Origin of the sequence: Cryobacterium sp. Y62 (genome assembly GCF_002929785.1) — a bacterium.
GTDB lineage: Bacteria > Actinomycetota > Actinomycetes > Actinomycetales > Microbacteriaceae > Cryobacterium.
The window spans coordinates 1-22,889 of record NZ_PJJK01000071.1; the positions used below are offsets into that span (position 1 = coordinate 1).

23 protein-coding genes and 2 pseudogenes are annotated in these 22,889 nt (G+C 62.4%); 11 read left to right on the forward strand and 14 right to left on the reverse strand.

Annotation, left to right across the window (positions count from 1 at the left end; all coding sequences use genetic code 11):
• Positions 1–144: 144 nt before the first annotated feature.
• From CXY71_RS02185 to CXY71_RS02220, 8 genes are all read left to right on the forward strand, one after another.
• A complete protein-coding gene (locus CXY71_RS02185; protein WP_199184168.1) occupies positions 145–636 on the forward strand; it encodes an MSMEG_3727 family PQQ-associated protein in 492 nt (163 codons plus the stop codon).
• 15 nt (positions 637–651) lie between these two features.
• On the forward strand, positions 652–2,337 hold the full coding sequence (locus tag CXY71_RS02190) for a PQQ-dependent dehydrogenase, methanol/ethanol family (RefSeq protein ID WP_104134077.1): 1,686 nt from the start codon (positions 652–654) through the stop codon (positions 2,335–2,337).
• A 45-nt stretch (positions 2,338–2,382) separates the two neighbouring features.
• The gene (gene pqqA / locus CXY71_RS22535) at positions 2,383–2,484 is read left to right on the forward strand and encodes a pyrroloquinoline quinone precursor peptide PqqA (RefSeq protein WP_104134078.1); all 102 of its coding nucleotides are present in this window, start codon (positions 2,383–2,385) and stop codon (positions 2,482–2,484) included.
• A 72-nt stretch (positions 2,485–2,556) separates the two neighbouring features.
• Positions 2,557–3,450 carry a pyrroloquinoline quinone biosynthesis protein PqqB gene (pqqB, locus tag CXY71_RS02200; protein ID WP_104134098.1) on the forward strand — a complete coding sequence of 298 codons (894 nt, stop codon included), beginning with the start codon at positions 2,557–2,559 and terminating at the stop codon, positions 3,448–3,450.
• A gap of 6 nt (positions 3,451–3,456) precedes the next feature.
• Positions 3,457–4,152: a pyrroloquinoline-quinone synthase PqqC gene (pqqC, locus tag CXY71_RS02205; protein ID WP_104134079.1), complete on the forward strand. Its 696-nt coding sequence runs from the start codon at positions 3,457–3,459 to the stop codon at positions 4,150–4,152.
• Positions 4,139–4,417 (forward strand): pyrroloquinoline quinone biosynthesis peptide chaperone PqqD, encoded by a 279-nt coding sequence (gene pqqD / locus CXY71_RS02210; RefSeq protein WP_104134080.1) that lies wholly within the window; start codon positions 4,139–4,141, stop codon positions 4,415–4,417. The genes pqqC and pqqD overlap by 14 nt, the downstream gene beginning before the upstream one ends.
• Complete coding sequence (gene pqqE / locus CXY71_RS02215; protein ID WP_104134081.1) at positions 4,410–5,591, forward strand: pyrroloquinoline quinone biosynthesis protein PqqE; 1,182 nt, start codon at positions 4,410–4,412, stop codon at positions 5,589–5,591. Before pqqD ends, pqqE begins: the two co-directional genes overlap by 8 nt.
• Positions 5,591–6,136: a manganese efflux pump gene (locus CXY71_RS02220; RefSeq protein WP_104134082.1), complete on the forward strand. Its 546-nt coding sequence runs from the start codon at positions 5,591–5,593 to the stop codon at positions 6,134–6,136. The genes pqqE and CXY71_RS02220 overlap by 1 nt, the downstream gene beginning before the upstream one ends.
• Positions 6,137–6,371: 235 nt before the next feature.
• Here the strand turns inward: CXY71_RS02220 and CXY71_RS02230 are convergent, their stop codons facing one another.
• On the reverse strand, positions 6,372–7,655 hold the full coding sequence (locus CXY71_RS02230; RefSeq protein WP_199184173.1) for a DNA-binding protein: 1,284 nt from the start codon (positions 7,653–7,655) through the stop codon (positions 6,372–6,374).
• A gap of 453 nt (positions 7,656–8,108) precedes the next feature.
• On the opposite strand from CXY71_RS02230, the gene CXY71_RS02235 reads away from it, so the two are divergent.
• Both CXY71_RS02235 and CXY71_RS02240 read left to right on the forward strand, forming a co-directional pair.
• Entirely contained in the window at positions 8,109–9,593 is a 1,485-nt protein-coding gene (locus CXY71_RS02235; RefSeq protein WP_104134085.1) for a glyceraldehyde-3-phosphate dehydrogenase, read from the forward strand.
• A 17-nt stretch (positions 9,594–9,610) separates the two neighbouring features.
• Complete coding sequence (locus CXY71_RS02240) at positions 9,611–10,636, forward strand: ATP-dependent 6-phosphofructokinase (protein WP_104134086.1); 1,026 nt, start codon at positions 9,611–9,613, stop codon at positions 10,634–10,636.
• On the opposite strand, the gene CXY71_RS02245 is transcribed toward CXY71_RS02240, so the two are convergent.
• The 5 genes and pseudogenes from CXY71_RS02245 to tkt all read right to left on the reverse strand — a co-directional run bounded on the left by CXY71_RS02245 (position 10,606) and on the right by tkt (position 15,396).
• Positions 10,606–11,088 (reverse strand): ribose-5-phosphate isomerase, encoded by a 483-nt coding sequence (locus CXY71_RS02245; protein ID WP_104134087.1) that lies wholly within the window; start codon positions 11,086–11,088, stop codon positions 10,606–10,608. The genes CXY71_RS02240 and CXY71_RS02245 overlap by 31 nt on opposite strands.
• 28 nt (positions 11,089–11,116) lie before the next feature.
• Complete coding sequence (rpe, locus tag CXY71_RS02250; protein WP_104134088.1) at positions 11,117–11,821, reverse strand: ribulose-phosphate 3-epimerase; 705 nt, start codon at positions 11,819–11,821, stop codon at positions 11,117–11,119.
• A 102-nt stretch (positions 11,822–11,923) separates the two neighbouring features.
• Positions 11,924–12,091 (reverse strand): annotated as a pseudogene (locus CXY71_RS21715) (glucose-6-phosphate isomerase); the annotation flags it as partial.
• Positions 12,088–13,218: a transaldolase gene (gene tal / locus CXY71_RS02260; RefSeq protein WP_104134089.1), complete on the reverse strand. Its 1,131-nt coding sequence runs from the start codon at positions 13,216–13,218 to the stop codon at positions 12,088–12,090. The gene tal and the pseudogene CXY71_RS21715, both read right to left, overlap by 4 nt.
• A gap of 30 nt (positions 13,219–13,248) precedes the next feature.
• Positions 13,249–15,396 carry a transketolase gene (gene tkt / locus CXY71_RS02265; RefSeq protein WP_199184175.1) on the reverse strand — a complete coding sequence of 716 codons (2,148 nt, stop codon included), beginning with the start codon at positions 15,394–15,396 and terminating at the stop codon, positions 13,249–13,251.
• Positions 15,397–15,561: 165 nt separating this feature from the next.
• Here tkt and CXY71_RS02270 point away from each other — a divergent pair, with 165 nt between their 5' ends.
• Positions 15,562–16,860: a LuxR C-terminal-related transcriptional regulator gene (locus tag CXY71_RS02270; RefSeq protein ID WP_199184177.1), complete on the forward strand. Its 1,299-nt coding sequence runs from the start codon at positions 15,562–15,564 to the stop codon at positions 16,858–16,860.
• A 403-nt stretch (positions 16,861–17,263) separates the two neighbouring features.
• Here the strand turns inward: CXY71_RS02270 and hxlA are convergent, their stop codons facing one another.
• The 8 genes and pseudogenes from hxlA to CXY71_RS21720 form a co-directional block, all read right to left on the reverse strand.
• Positions 17,264–17,887: a 3-hexulose-6-phosphate synthase gene (hxlA, locus tag CXY71_RS02280; RefSeq protein ID WP_104134091.1), complete on the reverse strand. Its 624-nt coding sequence runs from the start codon at positions 17,885–17,887 to the stop codon at positions 17,264–17,266.
• Positions 17,888–17,942: 55 nt separating this feature from the next.
• Complete coding sequence (gene hxlB, locus CXY71_RS02285; RefSeq protein ID WP_104134092.1) at positions 17,943–18,521, reverse strand: 6-phospho-3-hexuloisomerase; 579 nt, start codon at positions 18,519–18,521, stop codon at positions 17,943–17,945.
• 225 nt (positions 18,522–18,746) lie between these two features.
• Entirely contained in the window at positions 18,747–19,205 is a 459-nt protein-coding gene (locus CXY71_RS02290) for a YkvA family protein (protein ID WP_104134093.1), read from the reverse strand.
• Positions 19,206–19,207: 2 nt separating this feature from the next.
• On the reverse strand, positions 19,208–19,825 hold the full coding sequence (locus CXY71_RS02295) for a cation transporter (RefSeq protein WP_233204345.1): 618 nt from the start codon (positions 19,823–19,825) through the stop codon (positions 19,208–19,210).
• Between the two features lie 197 nt (positions 19,826–20,022).
• Entirely contained in the window at positions 20,023–20,232 is a 210-nt protein-coding gene (locus CXY71_RS02300; protein WP_146072719.1) for a hypothetical protein, read from the reverse strand.
• Positions 20,233–20,280: 48 nt separating this feature from the next.
• Positions 20,281–20,694 (reverse strand): DUF4913 domain-containing protein, encoded by a 414-nt coding sequence (locus CXY71_RS02305; protein WP_104134095.1) that lies wholly within the window; start codon positions 20,692–20,694, stop codon positions 20,281–20,283.
• Positions 20,691–22,517 (reverse strand): type IV secretory system conjugative DNA transfer family protein, encoded by a 1,827-nt coding sequence (locus CXY71_RS02310; protein WP_104134096.1) that lies wholly within the window; start codon positions 22,515–22,517, stop codon positions 20,691–20,693. The genes CXY71_RS02305 and CXY71_RS02310 overlap by 4 nt, the downstream gene beginning before the upstream one ends.
• Positions 22,514–22,889: pseudogene (locus CXY71_RS21720) on the reverse strand (ATP/GTP-binding protein); the annotation flags it as partial. The pseudogene CXY71_RS21720 and the gene CXY71_RS02310, both read right to left, overlap by 4 nt.

A 22,889-nucleotide genomic window follows, 5' to 3' on the forward strand; every position in this document is an offset into this window, starting at 1 on the left:
AGCGGTCGTGCCTGGCCGTCGGAGTTCGAGTGGGCATACGGTTATCTCTCAACTGGCTCGGATGAGCGAGCGGACTCTGAAGCTGCCTGTTGCGCACGGAGTTCGGGTAACACGTATGTGATTTCAATGAGGAGATGATGTCCAGTGGTGATTACTGAAGAACTAGTTACTGCAGAATTTATTGTTGAAGAACGCGCTGATCTACTGGTCAGGCTCGGCTTGGACGGACAGAACAAGGCGTCCATGGGTCGAGTGCTGGCGACCGGCTCCATCGCTGAGGCGACCGAGCGTGCTGACGGCACCATGGAGGCGACGATCCGGATCGAGGAAGACGAGATCCAATGGGAACCAGCGATCCTGGTCCTGCCGCACGGCGGTGATCTTGAACTGACGATCATCAACGATGACAAGAACACGCACGCCTGCCTGCTGCCGAGTAATGGCGACCAGAAGTTCCTCTGGTTGGTGAACCACTCGAAGGGCCGGGCGAAGATCAGCCTGGATAGCCCGGGCTACTACTGGTACAGCTCGCCGGGAGGCAACGACGAGGGCCGCGGTCTGACCGCTGCAATCGTTGTGCGCGGCGAGGTACCCCCGGAAGCCCGGCTCGACCGCCCCGACCAGCCCCGCCCATAGAAAGGGATTGAACCGATGACACTCGAATATGTGGACGCTGGCGAGGCGATCAACCATACCGCGCTGAGCGCCGTGCCCGGTATCGCGCCCGCGGTGACGGACAACGTCGATTACGAACGTCTCCTGAAGGCGCGTTCGGAGTCGCATAACTGGCTCACCTACTACGGTGCCTATGACGGGCAGCGGTACAGCCTGCTTGACCAGATCAACACCGAGAACGTGAGCAAGATCAGCCCTGCCTGGATCTTCCAGGCTGGGCAGTCTGGTCAGATTGCTGGTGCGTCGACGTACGCGTTCGAGACCTGCCCATTGATCGTGGATGGCGTCATGTTCGTCACCGGCTGGGATGGCTGGTTCTGGGCTCTCGACGCGGCGACGGGCAAGGAACTCTGGCGCTACAAGCATGCGGTGCCCTACGATGTTTCGCTCTGTTGTGGCAACGTCAACCGAGGATGCGCGGTGGCCAATGGAAAGGTCTACTTCGTGACCCCGAACGCCCAGCTGCTGGCGTTGGACGCAACCAACGGCGAGAGGGTGTGGCAGAAGACCATCGGCGACGTGCGCGCGGGTGAGAGTGCCTCGCTCGCTCCGACGGTCATCAAGGACATGCTCATCACTGGCAGCGCCGGCGGAGAGTTCGGTGTGCGTGGCCACATCGACGCTTGGGACCTGGAGACGGGCGAGCAGCGCTGGCGCAGGTACACCGTGCCTAAGCCTGGCGAACCAGGCTCGGAAACCTGGCCCGCTGACGGTGAGGCCTGGCAGCGCGGTGGTGGGAACCACTGGGTTACTGGTACGTATGACCCGGAGACAAACCTGTACTACGCGGGCACGGGCAACCCGGCACCCGATTTCGACGGCGGGGTTCGCGAGGGAGACAACCTCTATACCGACAGTGTTATCGCGCTGGACGTCGACTCAGGAGAGATCAAGTGGCACTACCAGTTCACTCCGCACGACCTGTGGGACTACGACTCCACGATGGAGATGACCCTGTTCGAGCGGGATGGCAAGAAGCTGCTGGGTCACTTTGATAAGAACGGCTACTTCTTCGTGCTGGATCGCACCAACGGTGAGCTGCAACACGTCACTCCCTTCGTGGACCGGATCGACTGGGGTGTCATCACCCGAGACGGGAAGGTGACTCCACGGAAGTACCCGGACAAGGAGGGCGAACCGGTCCATTTCTACCCCGGCCCGGCCGGTGCGAAGGAATGGACGCACGCGGCGTACAGTCCGAAAACCGACATGTTTTACGTGCCAGTGGCCGACGTGGGCGCTACCGCGACTAGGCGGCGTCGGGAGTTCAAGGAGAGCATGCCGTATTGGGGCGCTGGTGTTCAGGTGGACATCGACGACATGGCCGGGTCGGTCAGTGCGTTCGACAGCCATGGCGAGGAGAAGTGGCGTTGGCGCATCGACTACCCCATGGCCGCGTCCGTGCTTGCTACGGCAGGTGACCTGGTGTTCGCGGGCACCCCGACCGGTGAGTTTGTCGCTCTGGACGCCCGAACCGGTGAGAAGTTGTGGGAGTTCCAGTGTGGGAGCGGCCATCACGGCAGCTGCTCGACCTACAGCGTCGATGGCAAGCAGTACGTCGTCGTTCCAGTCGGTTGGGGTGGATGGCTCGAAGGCATTATCCCCGGGATGCTCGGCGCGGGCCATGGCAGCGCGTTGATCGCCTTCGCCCTGCCCGGCTGATTGATATCCCAATACCCATCCAGAGATTGAAAGGAGAAAACAAACATGATCGTAGACAACAATCTGCCGAAGTGGGAATCGCCCACGCTCGCGGAAATCCGCGTGTCAGCTGAGGTAACCGCTTACGCGGGCACCCTGGATATGTAAGCGATCTGGTGGGGTGCCAGGCTAACTTGGCGGGCACCCCACCAGATGGCAGAGCGAAAGGATGCGATGGTGATGTGGGCACGCATACTGGGATCGGCAGCCGGCGGAGGGTTCCCGCAGTGGAACTGCGCATGCCCTCAGTGCCGCGCGGTACGAAGCGGCTCGCGACCCTGCATCCCACGCTCTCAGTCGTCCATCGCGGTGAGCGCTGACCGGCAGCAGTGGTTCCTGTTCAACGCCTCACCGGACGTCCAGTCACACATAGAGTCTTTCCCCGCTCTACATACCGACGACGGCAAAGTGGCTCGGATTCAGGCTGTTCTGCTCACCGACGCTGAGCTCGACCACACGCTCGGTCTGCTTCTGATGCGGGAGGGTCGCGGACTCGAGGTGCACGCGACGGAGTCGGTGTACGAGACCCTCATCACCGGAACCGGGATACTGCGAACGCTCGAAGAGTATTGTCCGGTCACGTGGCGACCGGTGGTCCCCGGCACCGAGGTGCTGCTAAGCGGGGGGCTGTCGTATTGCGCTTTCGACGTCCCCACCACGAAGCGGATGCGCTTCACCGGGGCTGCCGTGAAAGGTCGGGTCGTTGGCTACCGCGTCACCGACACCACCAGCCGTCGAAGTTTGGTCTACCTCCCGTGCGTGCATCAGCTCACGCCCGACATTCTCGAGGAGTTGACGGACTGCTCCACCTTGCTGGTTGATGGCACCTGCTGGCGTGATGACGAGTTGCCCAGCCTCGGCCTGGCCAGCAAGACCTCGCGTGACATGGGACATGTACCGATCGATGGGCCGGGCGGCAGCCTGGAGCTGCTGTCGCCGTTACCCATCGATCGCAAGATCTACATCCATATCAACAACACCAATCCGATCTTGCTCGACGACTCGCCGGAGCGACTGTACCTCGACCGGCATGGCATGGAAGTCGCCGTGGACGGCCTGGAACTAGAGATCTAAGGAGCAATGATGGCGGCAGTACTCACACCCGATGAACTGGAGGAGTCGCTCCGCGCGCACGCCAAGCAGTACCACAGCGAGCATCCGTTCCATCGTCGGATGAACGAGGGACAGTCCACCCCCGAGGAGATACGGGGGTGGGTGGCTAATCGCTTCTACTACCAGGTGAACATTCCCCGGAAGGATGGGGCGATCCTCAGCAGCTGCCCAGACCGTGAGGTACGGCGCCGCTGGGTGCAGCGCATCATTGACCACGACGGCACCACCGAGGGAACCGGCGGAATGGAGTCGTGGCTGCGTCTGGGCGAGGCCGTTGGCTTGACCCGTGAGGAGGTCGAGGACTCACGATACCTGCTCCCCGGTGTGCGATTCGCCGTCGATGCGTACGTCACCTTCACGCGTACCCGGCCATGGGTGGAGGCGGTGGCATCGTCGCTGACCGAGATGTTTGCACCCGACCTGATGGCAGAGCGGCTCTCGGCATTCGAACGCTACTACACCTGGATCAACCCAGAGGGTCTCGCCTACTTCCGGACTCGCATTACCCAGGCGCCCCGCGATTCAGAGCACGGTCTTGCGATCGTGCGGAAGCACTGCGTCACCCCAGAAACGCAGGCAGCCGCGGTGGCGGCGCTGTCCTTCAAGTGCGACGTGTTGTGGGGCATGCTCGATGCGATTGACCAGGGCTATGGAAATCACTGAGGAGGCCGCCCGGCCGCGATTGGCGCCGCACGTGCGGCTGGTATTCAACGCCGCACGCGGGCAATACGCGCTGCTCTTACCCGAGACGGTTTGGGCCATCAACGCCACCGGCGCTGCGATCGTGGAGCTGTGCGACGCCCAGCGGACTGTCGCAGAGATCAGTGCCGAGCTGCGCAGCCGATACGACCAGGTCGCCGACGGTGACGTTCAACGCTTCGTGACCCTTCTCGTCACCAAGCATGGCATGGAGGTAAATCATGGATAAGCCCTACGGACTGCTCGCTGAGCTTACATACGCCTGTCCGCTGCAATGCGCCTACTGCTCCAATCCGCTCCAGCTCGACAACTATCGTGACGAACTGAGTACCGAGGAGTGGCAACGAGTATTTGCGGAAGCCGCCGACCTAGGTGTGCTTCAGCTGCACCTCTCGGGCGGCGAGCCGCTGCAGCGCCACGACATCGTCGACTTGGTGCAGTACGCCACCCAGCTCGGCCTGTACACCAACTTGATCACGAGCGGGATTGGCTTATCCACTCGTCGCGCCGAGCAACTCCGCGACGCAGGCCTCGACCACGTGCAGCTCAGCATCCAGGCCGATGATCAAGCCCTGTCCGACCAGATCGCCGGCACGACCTCGTTCGAGCGCAAGAAGGTGGCCGCGCGACTCATCAAGCAGTTGGGCTGGCCACTCACCCTCAACGTTGTGCTGCACCGGCGGAACATCGACCGGATCGACCGAACCCTCGATATGGCGGTGGAGATGGGGGCCGACCGTATAGAGCTGGCAAACACGCAGTATGCCGGCTGGGCAGCGCACAACCGCGACGAGTTGCTGCCGACCAGGGACCAGCTGGAACGCGCGGAGGCGGTAGTGCGGGAGGCTCGAGAGCGGCTTGGGGACAAGATCGAGATCATCTACGTCATCCCCGACTACTACAGCAAGTACCCCAAGCCCTGCATGGACGGCTGGGCCAGTCGCCAGTTCACCGTGGTGCCCAATGGTGAGGCGCTGCCATGCCCGGCCGCCCACGACTTGGCCCGCTCCCTTGAGCTAGCCCCTGCCACCGTGCGCGAGCACTCTCTGGAATGGATCTGGGAGGACTCACCACTGTTTCAGCAGTACCGCGGCGACGCGTGGATGCCGGACCCGTGCCGTAGCTGTTTCCGTAAGGACATCGACTTCGGCGGCTGTCGCTGTCAGGCCTTTGCGCTCACGGGCGACGCCGCCCGGACTGACCCGGTCTGTCACCTCTCTCCCGACCACTGGCTGGTCGAAGCGGCGGTGGCGACAGCAAACGACCCGATGCGGCCGCAGGACGGCTCGCTGATACCCCGCTCGAAACTGATCCGCACCAAGAAACGGACGACCGCCGGTACGCGGGGGAAGTCCGCGACAACGCCCGTCCAGCTCTCCGAAACCATATTGAAAGGCGCATAATGATAGCGCTGATAGCGCTCGGATTCGTCCTCGGTATGGACAACTTTCGCACATCGATTGTGCTCGGACTACTCAAACCAACCTGGCGCGAGTCCCTTAAGACGTCCGTATACTTCGGCCTCTGGGATGGCGTGGCACCGCTCGTCGGGATGCTTGTCGGCGCGTTCGTGAGCACCAAGATCTCCGACACGGCCGAGATGATCGGTGCGGCCGTCCTGGCCGGATACGGCCTCTATCTCGTCATCAAATCGATCCGGTCACCCAAGCGTGTGGACCCGGACATGAAGATCGCTCGACGCTGGCTGCCCGTGCCGTTGAGCCTCGACAATGTGGCCGGGGGCGCGGCCCTCGGCCTCGTAGGCGGAACGATATGGATTGCGCCCTTGCTGTTCGGAGTCACCACCGCGATCCTGTCGTTCGCCGGACACGCGATCGGTAAAACGGCCGTCAACCTCGTCCCCTTCAGCGTCCGTCCGGATCTGCTGACCGGAATCGGTGTTCTGCTGATGTCGGGCCTGATGTTCACGGGCATCGGCGACTTCTGATGTCGAGCATCGCCGTGCGCAACCGGGGAGAAGACAGTGCGCGGCCGCTGTGCTACCACTGCCGGGAGCCCTACCCGTCGGTGGATGTCGACCGGCACACAGAGCCAGTCAGCTGCGATGTCTGTCCGCTCTGCACGATGATGCCCGTTTGCTTCACGTGTCGAAACATGTACTGCGCCTGCGAAGTGCACCAACGCTGAGGGGCTCAGCGCGACGAATAAACTGGCGTGAGTCCCTAAATGTTCAGCGCACGACGTACCGCGCTCACGTTTCGCCGGGATACCGGCACCCTGGTGTTCTCGCGATTATCCATGACCAGGACCAGTTCGCCCTTGTCTCTGCGTTCCACCTCTCGAATTCGGGTGAGATTGACAAGATACTGGCGGTGTACTCGCAAGAAAACACCGGTATCGGCCAGATCGTTGTCGAGTTTGTCCAAGCCGGACAGAGCAGCCCGCAGCTTGCCTTCATTCGTGAGAAGCCACACGTCGCTGCCGTCTGATTCGGCGACTGCGACCTCTGAGGTCGCGAGCAGCACCAGACGATTTTCCTCGCGGAGGGCCACTATTCGACGGGACTGTCCCAGCAAGACCCCGCCTGTTTCTGCCTGTCGGAACTGCTCGCCAGCGAAGCCACCGAACGAGATCAGGTGTCCAATCACAGTGCGGTGCAGGAAGACGGGGCGAATTCCGATCGATAACGGTTCGTCAGCCCGAGTGGTGCGGATCTGCGTTGAGCCCGTCCATTCCGAGTCTGAGCTCGCCCGCTTGGTGGCATAGCGGGCAGCGTGGATGAATGACGGGAGCTGCGGAGTCCAGCGCACTGCGGGGTTGACTGCGGGGGTGTTGCCGGGTACGCCGAGAATGATGCTCGCCGCGTCGTCGGCGATCACCACCCCACCTGCCGTGTCGACGGCGACGAGTGACTCGTTCGGCCGTCCCCCGGCGTGGGAAAAAGCGGCGAGCATCTCACTGCCGCTGTCGTGGGCGCGCTTGCGCAAACTGTTCTGGGCGTGGGTGGCAGCGTTCTCCAGCCATTTCCGCGAGGATGGTGGCAGTTCAGTGCGCCAACACGAGATATTCAGGACGGCGAGTGGTTCCCCGCCCACCACGTCCCGCACCGCGACGCCTCCGCAGGACCATTCGTGGAAGGCCTGGGCCCAGTGCTCCGATTGCCTGATCAGAACCGCGTGCTTGGTTTCGAGTGCGGTGCCCATGCTGTTCGTGCCCACCGCGCCCTCTGACCAGCAGTACCATGGCGCGAGGCCGCCCTCAGTCGCGATTGAGCGGGTGTTCTTGTCACCCCAGGCGGCCAGAATCCTGCCACTGGCGTCGGCGACGGTGATAACGCCTCCGTCGTTGGCTAGCTCGTTTGCCATGGCGGCGGCGCGAAAACCCAGCTCTGCGAACACGACATCTTGATCGAGGGAGTGCGTGACCTGTGAGACCGCGTTAGGGGCCTCGGACAGAAACGGGTCGATGTGGTACTGATCCCTGGATCGCTGCCACGAGATCGCCACTTCTGGCCTCACACCGCAGACATCGTTCTCTCCCTGCACGAATCGTTCCCATGCACCGTGGATCTCGGTCGCGGTCGAGTTGAGAGATGTCGGTTGGAGTCGCTGGTCAATTGAAATGGTGCACTGCCTTAGGGCTACTCATCAAATCGCACGGTCTACCACGAGAGTCAAAACGCCAACTTCGGGCGGGCATCGCCGGTACGGACTGCTCCTGGCCTGATGTACGAGCCGGCCAGTGTAGTGAGTGCTCCCGCGGTGCATCCACCGAACGCGATTCGCTTGACTACTACATTCGCTGGTGTAATACGAAACCATATGGTGTAGCAGCGTTATTGGCAAATTCCAGATTTACCTACCTAAACGGGTGGTTCAAACCATCTGAATTAGCGTTTCCCCTATCCGCAATTGATAGGAGGATGGAGCGATCGCTTCTTTTTCTGGAAAGGCAGTCCGATGCGACAAACCTCAGCTTCTTGTCTCGATGCATGGATGGGCCGGGAGGCCCTCGCCGAGGCCATGATTCCGGTGATCGGCCGCCTGTACCGCGAAGACAACGTGCTGATCAGCATTCATGGCCGGAGTTTGATCAACAACTCCACAATGAACATCCTCAAGGCGCACCGCTTCGCGCGCCGGATCGGTAAGGACGAATTGCTCCCGGAGGAGACTTTTCCGTTACTGAACACTTTGGCGAAATTGCAGCTCGGTTCGGCCGTGATCGATATTGCGCGCCTGAACCAGAAGTTCATAGAAGATGGCAACGGTGCCACCTTGGAGGAGTTCCTCCGTGCCGAGCTCGCCGGAATTGTGGGCAAGCACGGTGGCCAGGACGGTACCAGCACTGACGTCGTGCTTTACGGCTTCGGCCGGATCGGCCGGCTCCTGGCCCGCTTGTTGATTGAAAAGGTCGGCGGCGGTCATGGTCTTCGCCTGCGCGCCATTGTGGTGCGTCGCGGGTCTGACAACGACCTGTCCAAGCGTGCCAGTCTGCTGCGCCGTGACTCGGTTCACGGTTCCTTTGACGGCACCATCCGGATCGACGAGGATGCCAATACCATCACGGCCAACGGGGTGCAGGTACAGGTCATCTACTCGGACAACCCTGCCACCGTTGACTACACTGCCTACGGCATCACGAATGCCCTGGTGGTGGATAACACCGGCCGCTGGCGTGATGCCGAAGGGCTGTCCCAGCACCTGCAGAGCACGGGTGTTGCACGGGTACTGCTGACCGCTCCGGGCGACGGTTCGCTGAAAAACATCGTCTACGGCATTAACCACGACACCATCACTGACGCGGACCGGATCGTGTCGGCGGCGTCCTGCACCACGAACGCCATCACTCCGGTGCTAAAGGCTATAAATGACAGGTTCGGGGTGGTCCACGGCCACGTGGAAACCGTCCACTCGTTTACCAATGACCAGAACTTGATCGATAACTTCCATGAGGGTGCCCGGCGCGGCCGTTCCGCCGCATTGAACATGGTGATCACCGAGACCGGTGCCGCCAAGGCAGTGGCCAAGGCGCTGCCCGAACTGCTGGGCAAGCTCACGGGCAGTGCTATCCGGGTCCCCACGCCGGACGTCTCCCTGGCCATCTTGAACCTCAGCCTCGAGACCACAACGACCAGGGACGAGGTGAATGATTACCTTCGTGAGATGTCGCTGCATTCGGACCTGCGCGAGCAGATCGACTACATTGACTCACCCGAGGTAGTCTCCACCGATTTCGTTGGTTCCCGTCGTACCGGCATTGTCGACGGACTCGCCACCGTTTCAACGGACAAGACCCTGATTCTCTACGTCTGGTATGACAACGAGTTCGGTTACAGCTGCCAGGTAATCCGCGTAATGGACGAGATGGCTGGTGTGTACCGCCCGTTCTTCCCCGCGACTGATGTTGTTCGGGAGGCCATGTCCGTGCTTGCCACCCTGTGAGCCCTGTGAGCCGAAACATGAAAATTGGAATTCTCACCAGCGGTGGCGATTGCCCTGGACTGAACGCGGTCATCCGCGGCGCCGTACTTAAGGGGATTGCCGTTCACGGCCACGAGTTCGTCGGTTTCCTTGACGGCTGGCGCGGTGTGATCGAGGGCGACATCATCAGCATCCCCCGGACCCTGGTCTGGGGGATCGCCAAGCAGGGTGGCACTATTCTTGGCACCTCGCGCACCAATCCGTTTGAAAACGGCGGCGGCCCCGATGTCATCCGAGACCACATGCGCCGGCTGGGCATTGACGCCATCATTGCGATTGGCGGGGAGGGAACCCTTGCTGCGGCGAAGCGGCTCACGGACGCAGGACTGAAAATCGTGGGTGTTCCTAAGACTGTGGACAACGACCTTGATGCGACGGACTACAGCTTCGGTTTCGACACCGCCGTGCACATTGCGACGGAAGCCATCGACAGGCTGGGGACCACCGCAGAATCCCATCACCGGTGCATGATCGCAGAAGTCATGGGGCGGCACGTGGGATGGATTGCGCTGCACGCAGGCATGGCGGCTGGTGCCCACGCCATCCTCATCCCGGAGCAGAAGGTCAGCATCGACCAGATCACCCACTGGGTGAAACAAGCTCACACCCGCGGGCGCGCACCACTTGTCGTGGTTGCCGAAGGGTTTGTTCCGGAGCACATGGAAACCCCGTACTCTGAGCGCGGCCTGGATACCTTTGGTCGTCCCCGCCTGGGCGGCATCGCGGACCAGCTGGCCCCGGAGCTGGAGGCTCGGACCGGGATCGAAACCCGCGCCACCATCCTTGGTCACATCCAGCGCGGCGGCGTGCCGTCGGCCTTTGACCGGGTCCTCGCAACTCGTCTGGGCATGGCTGCCATCGACTCGCTGGCGGAGGGATTGTGGGGGACCATGGTGGCGCTCAAGGGAACCGGCATCGAACACGTGGGCTTCGATGCGGCTCTGGGGCAGCTGAAGGTTGTTCCGCAGGAGCGTTACGACGAAGCCGCGGTCTTGTTTGGCTGAGTCTCGTACGCGGTGATCTGGCCGATGCGTCGCACGTGGCGCTCGGCATTGCGGAAGGGCTCGGCCAGGAATGCTTCGATCAGTTCAGTGGCCTCCTCGGCGGTGTGCTGCCGACCCCCTAAGGCCACCACGTTCGCATCGTTGTGTTCGCGTGCCAGTTTTGCCGTTTCGAGGTTCCAGGCCAGGGCCGCGCGTACGCCTGTGACCTTGTTCGCAGAGATCTGCTCGCCGTTGCCCGAGCCGCCCAACACTATCCCGAGGGCGTCCACGCCCGCGGCTTGGTCGGCCACGACGGCGGACGCGGCAGTGATGCAGAATGCCGGATAGTCGTCTTCGGCGTCGTAGGCCGTGGGGCCGTGGTCCACCATCTCGTAGCCTTTGGCTGCCAGTGCTGTGATGAGGTGGGAACTGAGCTCCATGCCGGCATGGTCGGTTGCGATGTGAACGCGCATGAGTGGTCCTTCAGACTTGTAGGGGTTATTACGTGTGGCTGGGGTGGAGAGTTGTTGCTGTGAAGGCAAGCTGACCTGCGTCGCGCAGTGACGCAATGGCGTCCGCAGGCGAGGACTTGCCGTAGACGGCCGACCCGGCGACGAAGACGTTGGCACCCGCCTCCGCGGCCCGCGTGATGGTTTCTTCGGTGATGCCGCCGTCGACCTGAATGGCCACGTCGACCCCTGAACCCTCGACAGCCTCCCGGGCACGGCGGATCTTGGGCAGCACAACATCCAGGAACGACTGCCCGCCAAAACCGGGCTCCACCGTCATGATCAGTAACATGTCCAGCTCCGTGAGCATGTGCAGGTACGGTTCCACGCTCGTGGCCGGGCGCAGCGCCATGCCCGCCTTGGTCCCCCTGGCCCGCAGCTCGCGGGCCAGCTTGATGGGTGCGCTCGACGCCTCCACATGGAAGGTCACCGAGTCCACCCCGGCATCGGCATAGGACGGCGCCCAGCGGTCGACATCGGAAATCATCAGGTGGACGTCCAACGGCACTGGGCTGACCTTTTGCAGCCGTTCCACCACCGGCAATCCAATGGTGAGGTTCGGCACGAAGTGGTTATCCATGACGTCGACGTGGACGGCATCGGCATTGCTGATGCGGGCCAATTCGGCTTGGAGGTTGACGAAGTCGGCTGAAAGGATGCTGGGGTTGATGCAGCACTTCAAGGGTGAAATGGGCATGGTGTCTGCCTTTCGGTAGCGGTCAGAGCTTGTAGATCAGGGCCCGGGATTACGCCCGCTGCTCGTTTGATCTCGGCGACCGGGGAGTGGAGACCCGCGGGTCTCCACTCCGCCGAGACGGATGGCGGATTCGAATCCGGCATCGGGACAACACAGAGTGTGGTCCTTCGTGAAAATCCTGGTGTCACTCCGGTTTACTACAAGCGCCGCGATGTGCTGTTCGATAGCCTGCTGCGCAGCACCGGTAGCGTCGTAGCTGAGAGTGATCAGAGAGTTAAGATGCCTTCCCGGGCGGTGGCGAGGGCGCTTTCCACGTCGGCCAGGAGTTCCTTCCAGCTGGCTACGAACTTGTCCAGTCCTTCGGATTCCAGGAGGGCGACGACCTCGGTGTAGGAGATGCCGAGGCCTTCGAGGGCATTGAGCACGCCGTCTGCTTCCTCGTAGGTGCCGGTGATGGTGTCACCGGTGACTACGCCGTGGTCGAAGGTCGCGTCGAGTGTCTTTTCCGGCATGGTGTTCACGACGCCGGTAGCAGCCAGACCGGTGACGTACAGGGTGTCGGGGTAGGCGGGGTCTTTGACGCCGGTGGAGGCCCACAGAGGACGCTGAGGCAGTGCGCCGGTTTCGGCTAGGACTGCCCATCGCTCGGTGGAGAACAGCTCTTCGTAGACCTGGTAGGCGAGGCGGGCATTGGCAACACCTGCCTTGCCCTTGAGCGCCTTGGCCTGGACGGTGCCGATGGCGTCGAGGCGCTTGTCAATCTCGGTGTCCACTCGGGAGACGAAGAACGATGCCACCGAGTGGACCTTGGAGAGGTCATGGCCGTTTTCCATGGCCAGTTTCAGACCAGACTGAAAGGCGTTGATAACTGCGCGGTATCGCTCCAGCGAAAAGATCAGGGTGACGTTGACGCTGATGCCTTCGGCCAGGGTCGCCGTGATGGCCGGTAGGCCTTCGATCGTTGCCGGGATCTTGATGAGGACGTTATCCTTACCGACTTTCTTGTAAAGCTGCTTGGCCTCGGCGATCGTCCCTTCGGTATTCCAGGCGAGGCGGGGGTCGACCTCGATCGAGACACGGCCGTCGACGCCCTTGGTGGCGGCGGCAACCGGGGCGAAGAGGTCGCAAGCGTCGGCGACGTCGGTGGTGGTGATCTCGAAGATTGTCTCATCGAGGCTGCTGCCCCTCGCCGCAAGTTCGGCGATCTTGGCGTCATAGTCCGTGCCAGACGTGATCGCGGCCTGGAAAATGGACGGGTTGGTGGTGACGCCGACGACGTTTTTTTTGTCGATGAGTTTCTGCAGGCTACCGCTGGAGAGCCGTTCGCGGGAGAGATCGTCCAACCAGATGGACACGCCGGCGTCGGAAAGCTGTGCGGTGGGAGTTGACTGTGTCATGACTTGAGCTTCTTTCTTCGAAAACAGTGGTTAGTTGCGTGCAGCGGCGCGGGAAACCTTGGCTGCGGCGACGACTGCCGGCACCGTGATACCGAACTCCTGGAACAGGCGTTGGTAGTCTGCCGAGGCACCGAAGTGTTCAAGGCTGATGGAACGGCCGGCGTCGCCGACGAATTCCTTCCAGCCCAAAGCAAGACCCGCCTCAACGGATACGCGGGCCGTGACGGCGGCTGGCAGCACGGACTCGCGGTAGGCGGCGTCCTGCTTGTTGAACCACTCGACGCACGGCATGGAGACCACGCGGGCGGCGATGCCCTCGGCGGCCAGTGCTTTGCGGGCTTCAACGGCGAGCTGGACCTCCGAACCGGTCGCGATCAGGATGACCTGAGCGGTGGTCACGGAGCCGACAGCAACGGCTTCAGCCAGCACGTATCCCCCCCTGGCCACTCCGTCGGCTGAGCCAAATTCAGTGGAGGTCGCTACGCCCGTGCCCCGGGCGTAGGTGGGAATGTTCTGACGGGTGAGCACAATACCGGCAGGGTTGTCCGTGGTTTCCAGGATCTTCTTCCAGGAGGCGGTAACCTCGTTCGCATCGCCGGGGCGAACTACGTCGAGTCCCGGGATGGCGCGCAGAGTAGCGAGCTGCTCCACAGGCTGGTGGGTGGGGCCGTCCTCGCCGAGGCCGATCGAGTCGTGTGACCACACGTAAATAGATGGGACCCCCATCAGCGCGCTCAGGCGTATGGCAGGGCGCTGGTAGTCGCTGAAAATCAAGAAGGTGCCCGAGAAGGCCCGGGTGGGACCGCCCAGGTGAATGCCGTTGACGATGGAGGCGGCTGCGTGTTCGCGAATTCCATAGTGCAGTACCCGGCCGTAGGGGCTGCCGGACCACGTGTCGGTCTGCTTGGAAACCGGCACGAAAGACCCATATCCCTCGATGGTCGTGTTGTTAGAGCCGGCAAGGTCGCATGAGCCGCCCCAGAGTTCGGGAAGCACGCTGCCGATGCTGTTGAGGACTTTACCGGACGCTGCGCGGGTGGAGATGTCTTTGCCGGGTTCAAAGGTGGGAAGATTCGCTTCCCAGCCGGCCGGAAGTTCCTTTTTTTCGATGCGCTCAAGCAGGGCAGCGTTTTTCGGGTTGGCCGACTTCCATGCGTTGAAATTGGTGGTCCATTCCGCACGGGCTTCCGCTCCACGGTCGATGACTCTGCGGGTGTGGGCGAGGATTGCCGGGTCGACGTCGAAGCTTTTGTCCACGTCGAATCCGAGTTCAGCTTTCAGCGCCGCCACTTCGGTGGCACCCAGAGCGGACCCGTGGATGGCACCCGTGTTCTGCTTCTTAGGCGAGGGGTAGCCGATGATCGTGCGCAGGGAGATGATGGACGGTTTGGAGGTCTCGGCTTTCGCAGCTAGCAGGGCTGAGTGGAGGCCTTCTACGTCTTCAACGTACGTGCCCGTCTCGGTCCAGTCCACGCGCTGGGTGTGCCAGCCATAGGACTCGTAGCGTTTGAGAACGTCTTCAGTGAAGGCGATGTCGGTGTCGTCCTCGATGGAGATGTGGTTCTCGTCATAGACGACCACGAGGTTGCCCAGTTCCTGATGCCCGGCCAGGGAGGATGCCTCGGCCGTGACGCCTTCCTGCATATCGCCGTCGGAAGCAATAACCCAGATGGTGTGGTCAAACGGGCTGGTGCCGGGGGCGGCGTCGGGGTCCATGAGCCCGCGCATCCGGCGCTGAGAGTAGGCGAAGCCCACTGACGAGGCCAGGCCCTGGCCGAGGGGGCCGGTGGTGATTTCCACACCCTTGGTGTGCTTATACTCCGGGTGTCCGGGCGTCAGCGAGCCCCAGGTGCGCAAGGCTTCCAGGTCGCCGAGCTCCAGCCCGCAGCCCGACAGGAACAACTGGATGTACAGGGTCAGTGAGCTGTGCCCAGGGGACAGGATGAAACGGTCGCGACCCATCCAGTCGGGGTCCGTCGGGTCATGTCGCATGAGCTTCTGGAAAAGAAGGTAGGCGGCCGGGGCAAGGCTCATGGCGGTGCCAGGGTGGCCGTTGCCGACCTTCTCTACGGCGTCCGCGGCCAAAACCCGAATCGTGTCCACGGCGCGCCGGTCCTCGGACGTCCAAGTCAGTATTTCTGACTCTGTTGTGCTGGAAAAGGTAGCTGTCGGATTCACGATTAATCCCCTTTGATTCGATGATCGGCCTGTAGCGGTCGAACGGATGCTTCTGCTTGATATCCACGATCTCTAAACAAATGGGCAGGGGTAACACTGTTTTCTGACGGTTCTGACTACACTTTGGGATAGGCTGGAATTTTTTCAACCCGGTAGTGTGTGCACATGAGCGCACCCATCGACCAGAGCGTCAAAGCAATCCACGTGCCTCTATCGGACCTGCCGTGGCCACTTTTGCGGGCCGTGGCGGAACTGGCCGACGCCCCCTTGACCCAGATAGCAAAAGGGCTGCGTAATGCCATACTTCCCTACCTGGGAAGCAGCGCGCTGATCATCTTCACTGAAGACTGCACGGGGCGGCCGCAGAAGAAGGCCGGCGATGAAGACATCATCTCCAGGGTCTCCATCGTCGAGCTTGGCGCGCTTCGCGCTGCCCTTTCCGACGAGACTCCCTGGTTTGGAGAAGCCGAGCTCGCCGGGCGACACCGCCCTATACTCGCCCTGAAACACGCCTCCAGCAATGCCCTCCTCGTGCTAACGGACCCTCAGCCGACCGATCCACAGCACGCCGCCGAGCTGGATTTGGTGATGTATCTGTGGCGCATTGCTGCACGGCGGATCCGTGAGAAAGTGGACGATGCGCCGCCGTCGTACCTGCTGGAATCCCGGGCGGCCTCGGCTGAACGTATTCGCGTGACGGCGGAACTCACGGATCTGCACTCCACGACTCTGGAGATCCTCCTGGCAGCGCTGCGCTCGGACGATGCATCAGCCCACTCAGCCGTCATTGACCTTACCGCCAAAGCTCTGGTCGAGCTCCGCACCCTCAGCGACCGCACGAATGACCTGGTGAAAGAACCCGTCGCCACAGCCTTCGAGCGCCTTCGGGAGGACCTGCGACCGCTCACACGCTTCAGCGGTCTTGAGGTCGAGTTCATCGAGCCACCGCTCAATGGAAGGGACTTGCCCGGTGAAGTTGCCCACGCGGCGCGCGCCATCGTTCGCGGACTCCTTCTGGCCATGATGGAACAGCCCGACGTCAGCAGGGTCCGGACGCAGTGGGACTGCGATGGGGAGAACTTGCTCATCAATGTACGAGACAACGGCCGCGGTACGCTCGCCGCCGATGCACCAAGCATCATTCGCCTGGACCGCCGGGTGCAGGCGCTCACCGGAAACCTGCAGATCGACATCATGTCGGGCTGGGGTACAGACGTCTTCGTGACGCTCCCCCTGGACCCCCCCGCCCGCCTGGCCCGGGATGTCACGGCTTGGAACCTTGCTCCCCGGGAGCTCGAAGTACTCCAACACCTTGTGGCTGGAGAACGCAACCGCACCATCGCTTCGACACTGGCCATCAGCGAGAATACGGTCAAGTTCCATGTGCGGAACCTATTCAGGAAGCTCGACGTCGGCTCCCGCACCGAGGCCATCGCCCTGGCACATAGCACCGGACTCCGGTGACGGTACACCGAGCCCGGAAGGGCCGTCTACCAATGTTCAGGAGAGTGTCTGCTCCCAAGTCTCCCCAAAAGGAACTGTGTCGCTGAGTTCAAGGGTGTAACGGCCTGCATTGTGACGGGTGGCCAGGATGCCGGCACACCGTTGGGCCATCGCTGCTTGCCGGAGCTCGGCCTCTGCATCGTTGAGGACTTCGTGAAGTCGACCAGGCTCGGTGACAAGCACTTCCAAACGCTCGGTGGCGTGGCTGCGCATAGTAGAGAACTTCTTTCCTAGGAATCCATGTGGGGTGACTGGGAGCGCCAGGGGTCAAAAAAATCCCGGGAATGCGGGCCAGGAATTACAGGTGCAGCACCCCCGGGGTGGCATCTCGCGGCTTTGTGAGACGCCACCGCCAATGGACGGGCTAGCGGATGGCGTCGCGGAGATTCTTCGCTGCCAGGGCGGGGTCGGCCGCGCCGTAGATGGCGCCGCCGGCTACGGCGACATCGGCGCCGGCGCGCTGGACTGCCTCGATCGTGGAGAGGTTCACGCCGCCCGCCACGGAGAACGGAACGCGGGACTCTTCTCCGGAGCGGAGCAGCCCGCTCAGGTCATAACCGGGCTTGGCCTGCTCGTCCAGGCCTGCGTGCATTTCGACGAACTTTGCACCCAGCGCGCGGACTTCCTTGGCGCGGGTGACCTTGTCTACCACGCCGATAAGGTCAACGACAATGCCCTTGTTGTGGGCCTTAGCTGCCTTGACGGCGCCGGCAATGGTCGAGTCGTCGGCGGCACCGAGGATGGTGACTAGATCGGCGCCGGCCTTGAAGGCGATGTCGGCCTCAAGTTCTCCGGCGTCCATGGTCTTCATGTCAGCGAAGACGATCTTGTCCGGGTGCGCCGTCTTGACGGCGGTAACTGCGGAGAGACCAGCGGCCTTGATCAGGGGGGTGCCCAGCTCAATGATGTCGACGTATTCGGCGACCTGACCGGCTAGTTCGAGGGCATCTTCGACCGTGAGGAGGTCCATAGCTACTTGGAGTTTCATGATGTTGCTTCTTTCTGTAGGGAAACGCGGTGAATGTGGAAAGTGGACGCCTCGGTTATTCGAGGTTGGCGTGCCTGAGCCAGAGTTGTTCGGCCGGGTCATCGGTGTTGTCCCACAACGACTGGAAGAGGGCCTCGGTGGTGAGGAAAAGTACCTGTTCGAACAGGGACCCGGCATACTGGCGTGAAACGCTGGAGCCGTGGTCGGTCTTCTGGGCGGCGGGAATGATCACCACCGCGTCGGCGAGTCCAGCGAGCGGCGAATCAGGGTTGGTGGTGAACGCGGCAATGCGCGCTCCGACCTTCGCCGCTGTTTCCGCTGACTTGACCACTCCCGAGGTCGTTCCCGATCCGGAGGCCACCAAGAGCAGGTCGCCGGAACTGATGGCGGGAGTGGTGGTGTCACCGGCGACGTGGACGGTCAGGCCCAGGTGCATCAGCCTCATGGCAGCCATACGCAAGACAAGACCGCTCCGGCCCGCTCCGGCGATGAACACCCGGCCTGTCTGGCCAAGATGGGCCGCCAGGGCGGCGACCTCTTGTTCGTCAATTTTGGCCGCAGTGTCCGCGATCTCGTCCCTAACGAGGGACAGATTACGGGCAATGTCACCTGCGGTACTGTGCACGGTACGCATCGCATGTACTGTCGGATTCACGATTTGTCCCCCTTCGATTCAGTCATCGGCCTGTAGCGGCCGAACGGATGTTTTCCTCTTGATATTCATCCTCTCGAAGCAAACGGGCAGGGGTAACACTGTTTTCTGACGGTTATGACTACACTTTCGGATGGGGCGGCAGTAACACCGACAACGACTGGCTGCTCCGGGGCGTGTAAACCGGTGATTGACTGTGGTCTGGCGTTATCGGCCGTCGCCGCCACTGCTGGTGGGTCGAGGCTCAGGGGACGAGGGTAAACCGGCCAGGCGGAGCACCGCCTGCAGTCCGGCCGGGGTCCCGGGCCAGTGTCGCTTGATCGCAGCACTCCCCGCTTGGCGGGTAGCAAAGCGCAGCGCGATCGCGACGACGATCGCGTCATCGGCATAACCAAGAATCGGGATGAAGTCGGGGATGAGATCGATCGGGGAAACCAGGTACACCAGCAGCACGACCAGCCATACCCGGACACCTAGAGGCACCGTCCGGTCGACCGCGAGGCGCTTGAGCAGCCACGCCACATCCGGGGCGAGGCGCAACAGGTGTCGCAAGGACGCCTTGCCCGGGTGTTTGCGTTGCTCTTGCCAGAGCACGAGCACGAGGATTAACCAGATCACGACGAGGCCCAGAAGGATGCTGAGGAGGATCTGCCACCATTCAGTCATGGCTACTCCGGGCCCGGTCGGAAGATGTGAATGGCTTCCCGAACGGCGTAGTAAACGATGACGAAACCGGCCACCGGATCCGCCCACCACCACCCCAACACCAGGATCAAGACGATGTCCGTGAGCACAGCGACGGCCACGAGCCCATCGACGAATGTCACGCGAGCCTCCGTTGCCAGCACCGGGTTCCCCAGCGCCCGACCGGTTCGACCTTTCAAACCCGCGAGGGTGAACATCACGATCGCTGTCACGGCCGTCCAGGCGATCCCGCCAACACCGGGCGAGGCGTGGTGCCCCGTGATCAACGCCACCATCGACTGGACCAGCAGGTAAGCCGCCAGCAGAACGAAGGCGATACCGATCAGTTGCAAGGCCCGCTGCTGCCGAGCCTCACCCGTCTCGGACAGCTCCCATAACACGACTGTCGACGCGCCGATCTCGATGAAGCTGTCCAATCCGAATCCTGCCAGAGCGACCGACGACGTAGAGAAGGCAAGTACAGCAAGCACGACCACCCCGACGACCTTCCAACCCAGCGTGAACCAATCCAGGCGTCTACCCCGACGAAGGAGCTCCCCTGCCATCCCCGGCGTACGGCTCAGAACATCGGGTGAAGTCATAAACCAATTCTCGCGGCTACGCCCTTTAGCCAGCGGTTGGTGGCGATACCCACCGATACATCGTGGAGATGGAGATGGAGATGGAGATGGAGATGGAGATGCCGAGGTCTTTCGCGATGTCGGCGGGTGGGTTCCAGGCCGCCAACAATGACGTTCACCCAACACGGGAAGAGCAGATTCAACGCTTACCGTGTTATTTATTCCGTTTCGTGAGGTGATCCCACGTCGATCGGCAACCAGCCGTGGCGCGTCCGCACGCCGAAGATGAGGTTCAGCGCGAGAACGCACGCCGCCACGGGCACTAGGAGAAGGGCGGTCTGGTTGTAGAGCTCGACTGGCACTTCCCCGGTCGTCTTCCCATTGTTCTCGCCCGGGGCGAAGGTCGCCGGCACCAGCGGACGGATCATGAGGTTTCCGAATGAGGCCATCACCGAGTGACCATTGACCCTTGGTTGTCATGTTTTTCGCATATCTGGGAAGAACCCTTCTGGTGGGGCAATGTAGGGCAATGGGTCGCCGTGGTTGTTGCGGTCTGTTGATTTGTTGAAGGGTCCTTCTGGGTCGAGGAGGATGGGCATGTGGTGGTCGGCGTGATCGCGCCACCAGGTGCTCATGCCTGTTGCACCGTCTTGGCGTAGGTGTTCCCAGGAGCGCCATAGCGACTCGAGCCGGCTGACGGCCTCTGGGTAGGCCCACCAGTTGGCGGCCCACCGGTATCGGCCGTCGTTCTGCGGTCCTACTTTCCGCTTGTACAGGTGGATGAGCCGGTCACGTACGAATTCATCAACTGAGGCGTGGAAGAGCTCAGGCTGGACCTTTTCTGCTTCTGTTTTTTCTTCATCGTCGCGGTACTCATCGAGGTCGCTCACAGTTCATCCTTCCGGTCCGACGCAGCATCCAACCCCGCACCCAGCGCAGGCACCATCGCAGTGGTGCTCGACGCAGCCGCGGTGGTCGACACCACCGGCCGGTTGGCGGGGTCGTGTACCGCGATCGATGCCTTTACGGCATCCGCGTGCTGTCCGCGCATCCAGGGCACCGTTTCAATCAGCGTCGCGGGGGCACCCGAGGCGAACACCACGGCGCGGCCGCGGGGCAAAGCCCCGAGATCCGCCACGTCCAGGGTGCGTTCCCGCTGCACTTGGTGGGAGGCTGACCGGTTGCCGCGGCCGACGTTGGTCGAGGTCGTGTGTTTGTCGTAGTCGCCGATCATTTGGGAGAGTTCGTTCAAGAATTCCGGTTCCTTCACGCCGCCGCCGTAGACGGCGATGTTGGCGGCTGACCAGAGCTTGCGCATCCCGTCTCTGCCCCATACTTCCACGCCCTGGGACCAGGACTGCAGAATGGTCATCAAGACGATTCCGCGCGATCCGTAGTGGGAGTATAGGTCGGGGAGGCCGTGCCACCTGCACACGTTGGCGGCTTCGTCGAGTACGCCGAGCAGCGGAGTCGCCAGGCGTCCGCCGGTTTGTGTCGTGGCCAGCTCTTCGGCGGCTTCGACGGTCGCCGCGGTGAGCGCGGTGACTAACGGACCCGCGGTGCCCTTGCCTTCCTTGGAAAGGCTGTAGAGGGTGTCGTGGCTGCGGACGAACGCGTGTGGGTCGAATTGCGGCCGGGAATCCCCGGCCAGGTTGCCGCCCAGGGGGGTGACCCATTGGGCGATCGAGCGTACTTTCAAGCACGAGGCCATTTGTGCGGCTGTCCCGTAGACGCTGTCGCGGCGTCGGCTTTCACCGTTGACTTGCCCAGCGACGGCGTCGGCCATTTGGTCGTAGCCGTGTGCGCGAAGAATGTCGACGGGTGTTTCTTCGCCGGGCATGGTCGTCCAGGTGAATACCTTTGTGATGGGTAGGCCGGCGAGGGCTGCGGCGAGGAGGAAGCCGGCCAGGAGGTCTTGGCCGGCGTTGTCGAAATACGGGTCGGCGCGTGCGTCGCCGGCCCGGGAGCCGGAGGCGAAGTGTTCGGCTAGTTTCGCGGCCTTGACGTCGTCGGTGACGTAGCTGAGTGGGTTCCACCACCAGGTTGGTTCTTCGAGCGCGATGCGTTGCGGGTCGAACGCCCACGTGCGGCCGCCTGCGGCTTCGCGTACGTCTCGCGTGGCGTCGAGCACGTCACGTTTGTTCGACGTCGTGAGGACTGCGCCTGGAGCGGACAGGATCGCGGGAATCGCCCGGCTCGTCGATTTGCCGGTGCGGGGGCCCCAGATGTCTACGTGCATATCTTCGGGAGATCCGTAGAGCTTGTGCCTTCCGGCAACGGTGATGCCGATGGGGACGCCGAGCCAGTCGGTGACGCCGAGACGATGCGCGGTGGCCTTCGCTCCTGTGGCCGACAGCGCGCGAAGATCGCGCCCCTTGCCCATGTACGTTGCAGCTCCGTCGACGTTGCTTCGGCGCCGCCGGGCACGGGACACCGACACGGCGACGAGAATGCCCAGAACGAGGACCGCGACGAGTGTGGCCGCGAGGATCCACGTCGCGGAGGCCGGCCAGGTTATGGAGCCTCCCAGCACGCCGAAAAACAGTCCGAACGGGTCACCGGTCAGGTCGGAGTTGACCCCGTCCAGCTGTGAGCCCCACGTCACGGCCACCCACACCGTGCCCAGGGTTACGGCCACGAGCGTGAGGGACACGATCAGCATGATCGTCTGCCCGTCGAGGCCGTTCTGGTTTCGCCTGTTCGATGCGCTCATGCTGCACTGTCCTCTTCGGCCTTTGCGCCGTCAGCTTCGCCGTCGACGTCATGCCGGGCGTCGTCGGCGTTGCCCCGTCCGCTGATGGGGTTGGACTCGTTGGGTTCGGGGAATGAGGATGCGGGGTGCCAGAGTTTGTTGGTGTCGTTGATGGCGCGTTCTGATTCGATCAGTTCGACCTTGACGGGGATGCCGGGGTGGCCGCCGACTTTGATGAGGAACTTGCCGCGGCCGGGAGGGTCGGATTCGCGTCCCAGCCCGGTGTCCCAGGTGCCGGGGTCTTGCCAGGACGTGAGGAGTTCCTGTTCGGCGCGGGAGAGTGGGACGGCGCTGGTGAGCATGGGCATTTCCGCGCCCGGTAGGCCGCCGGCG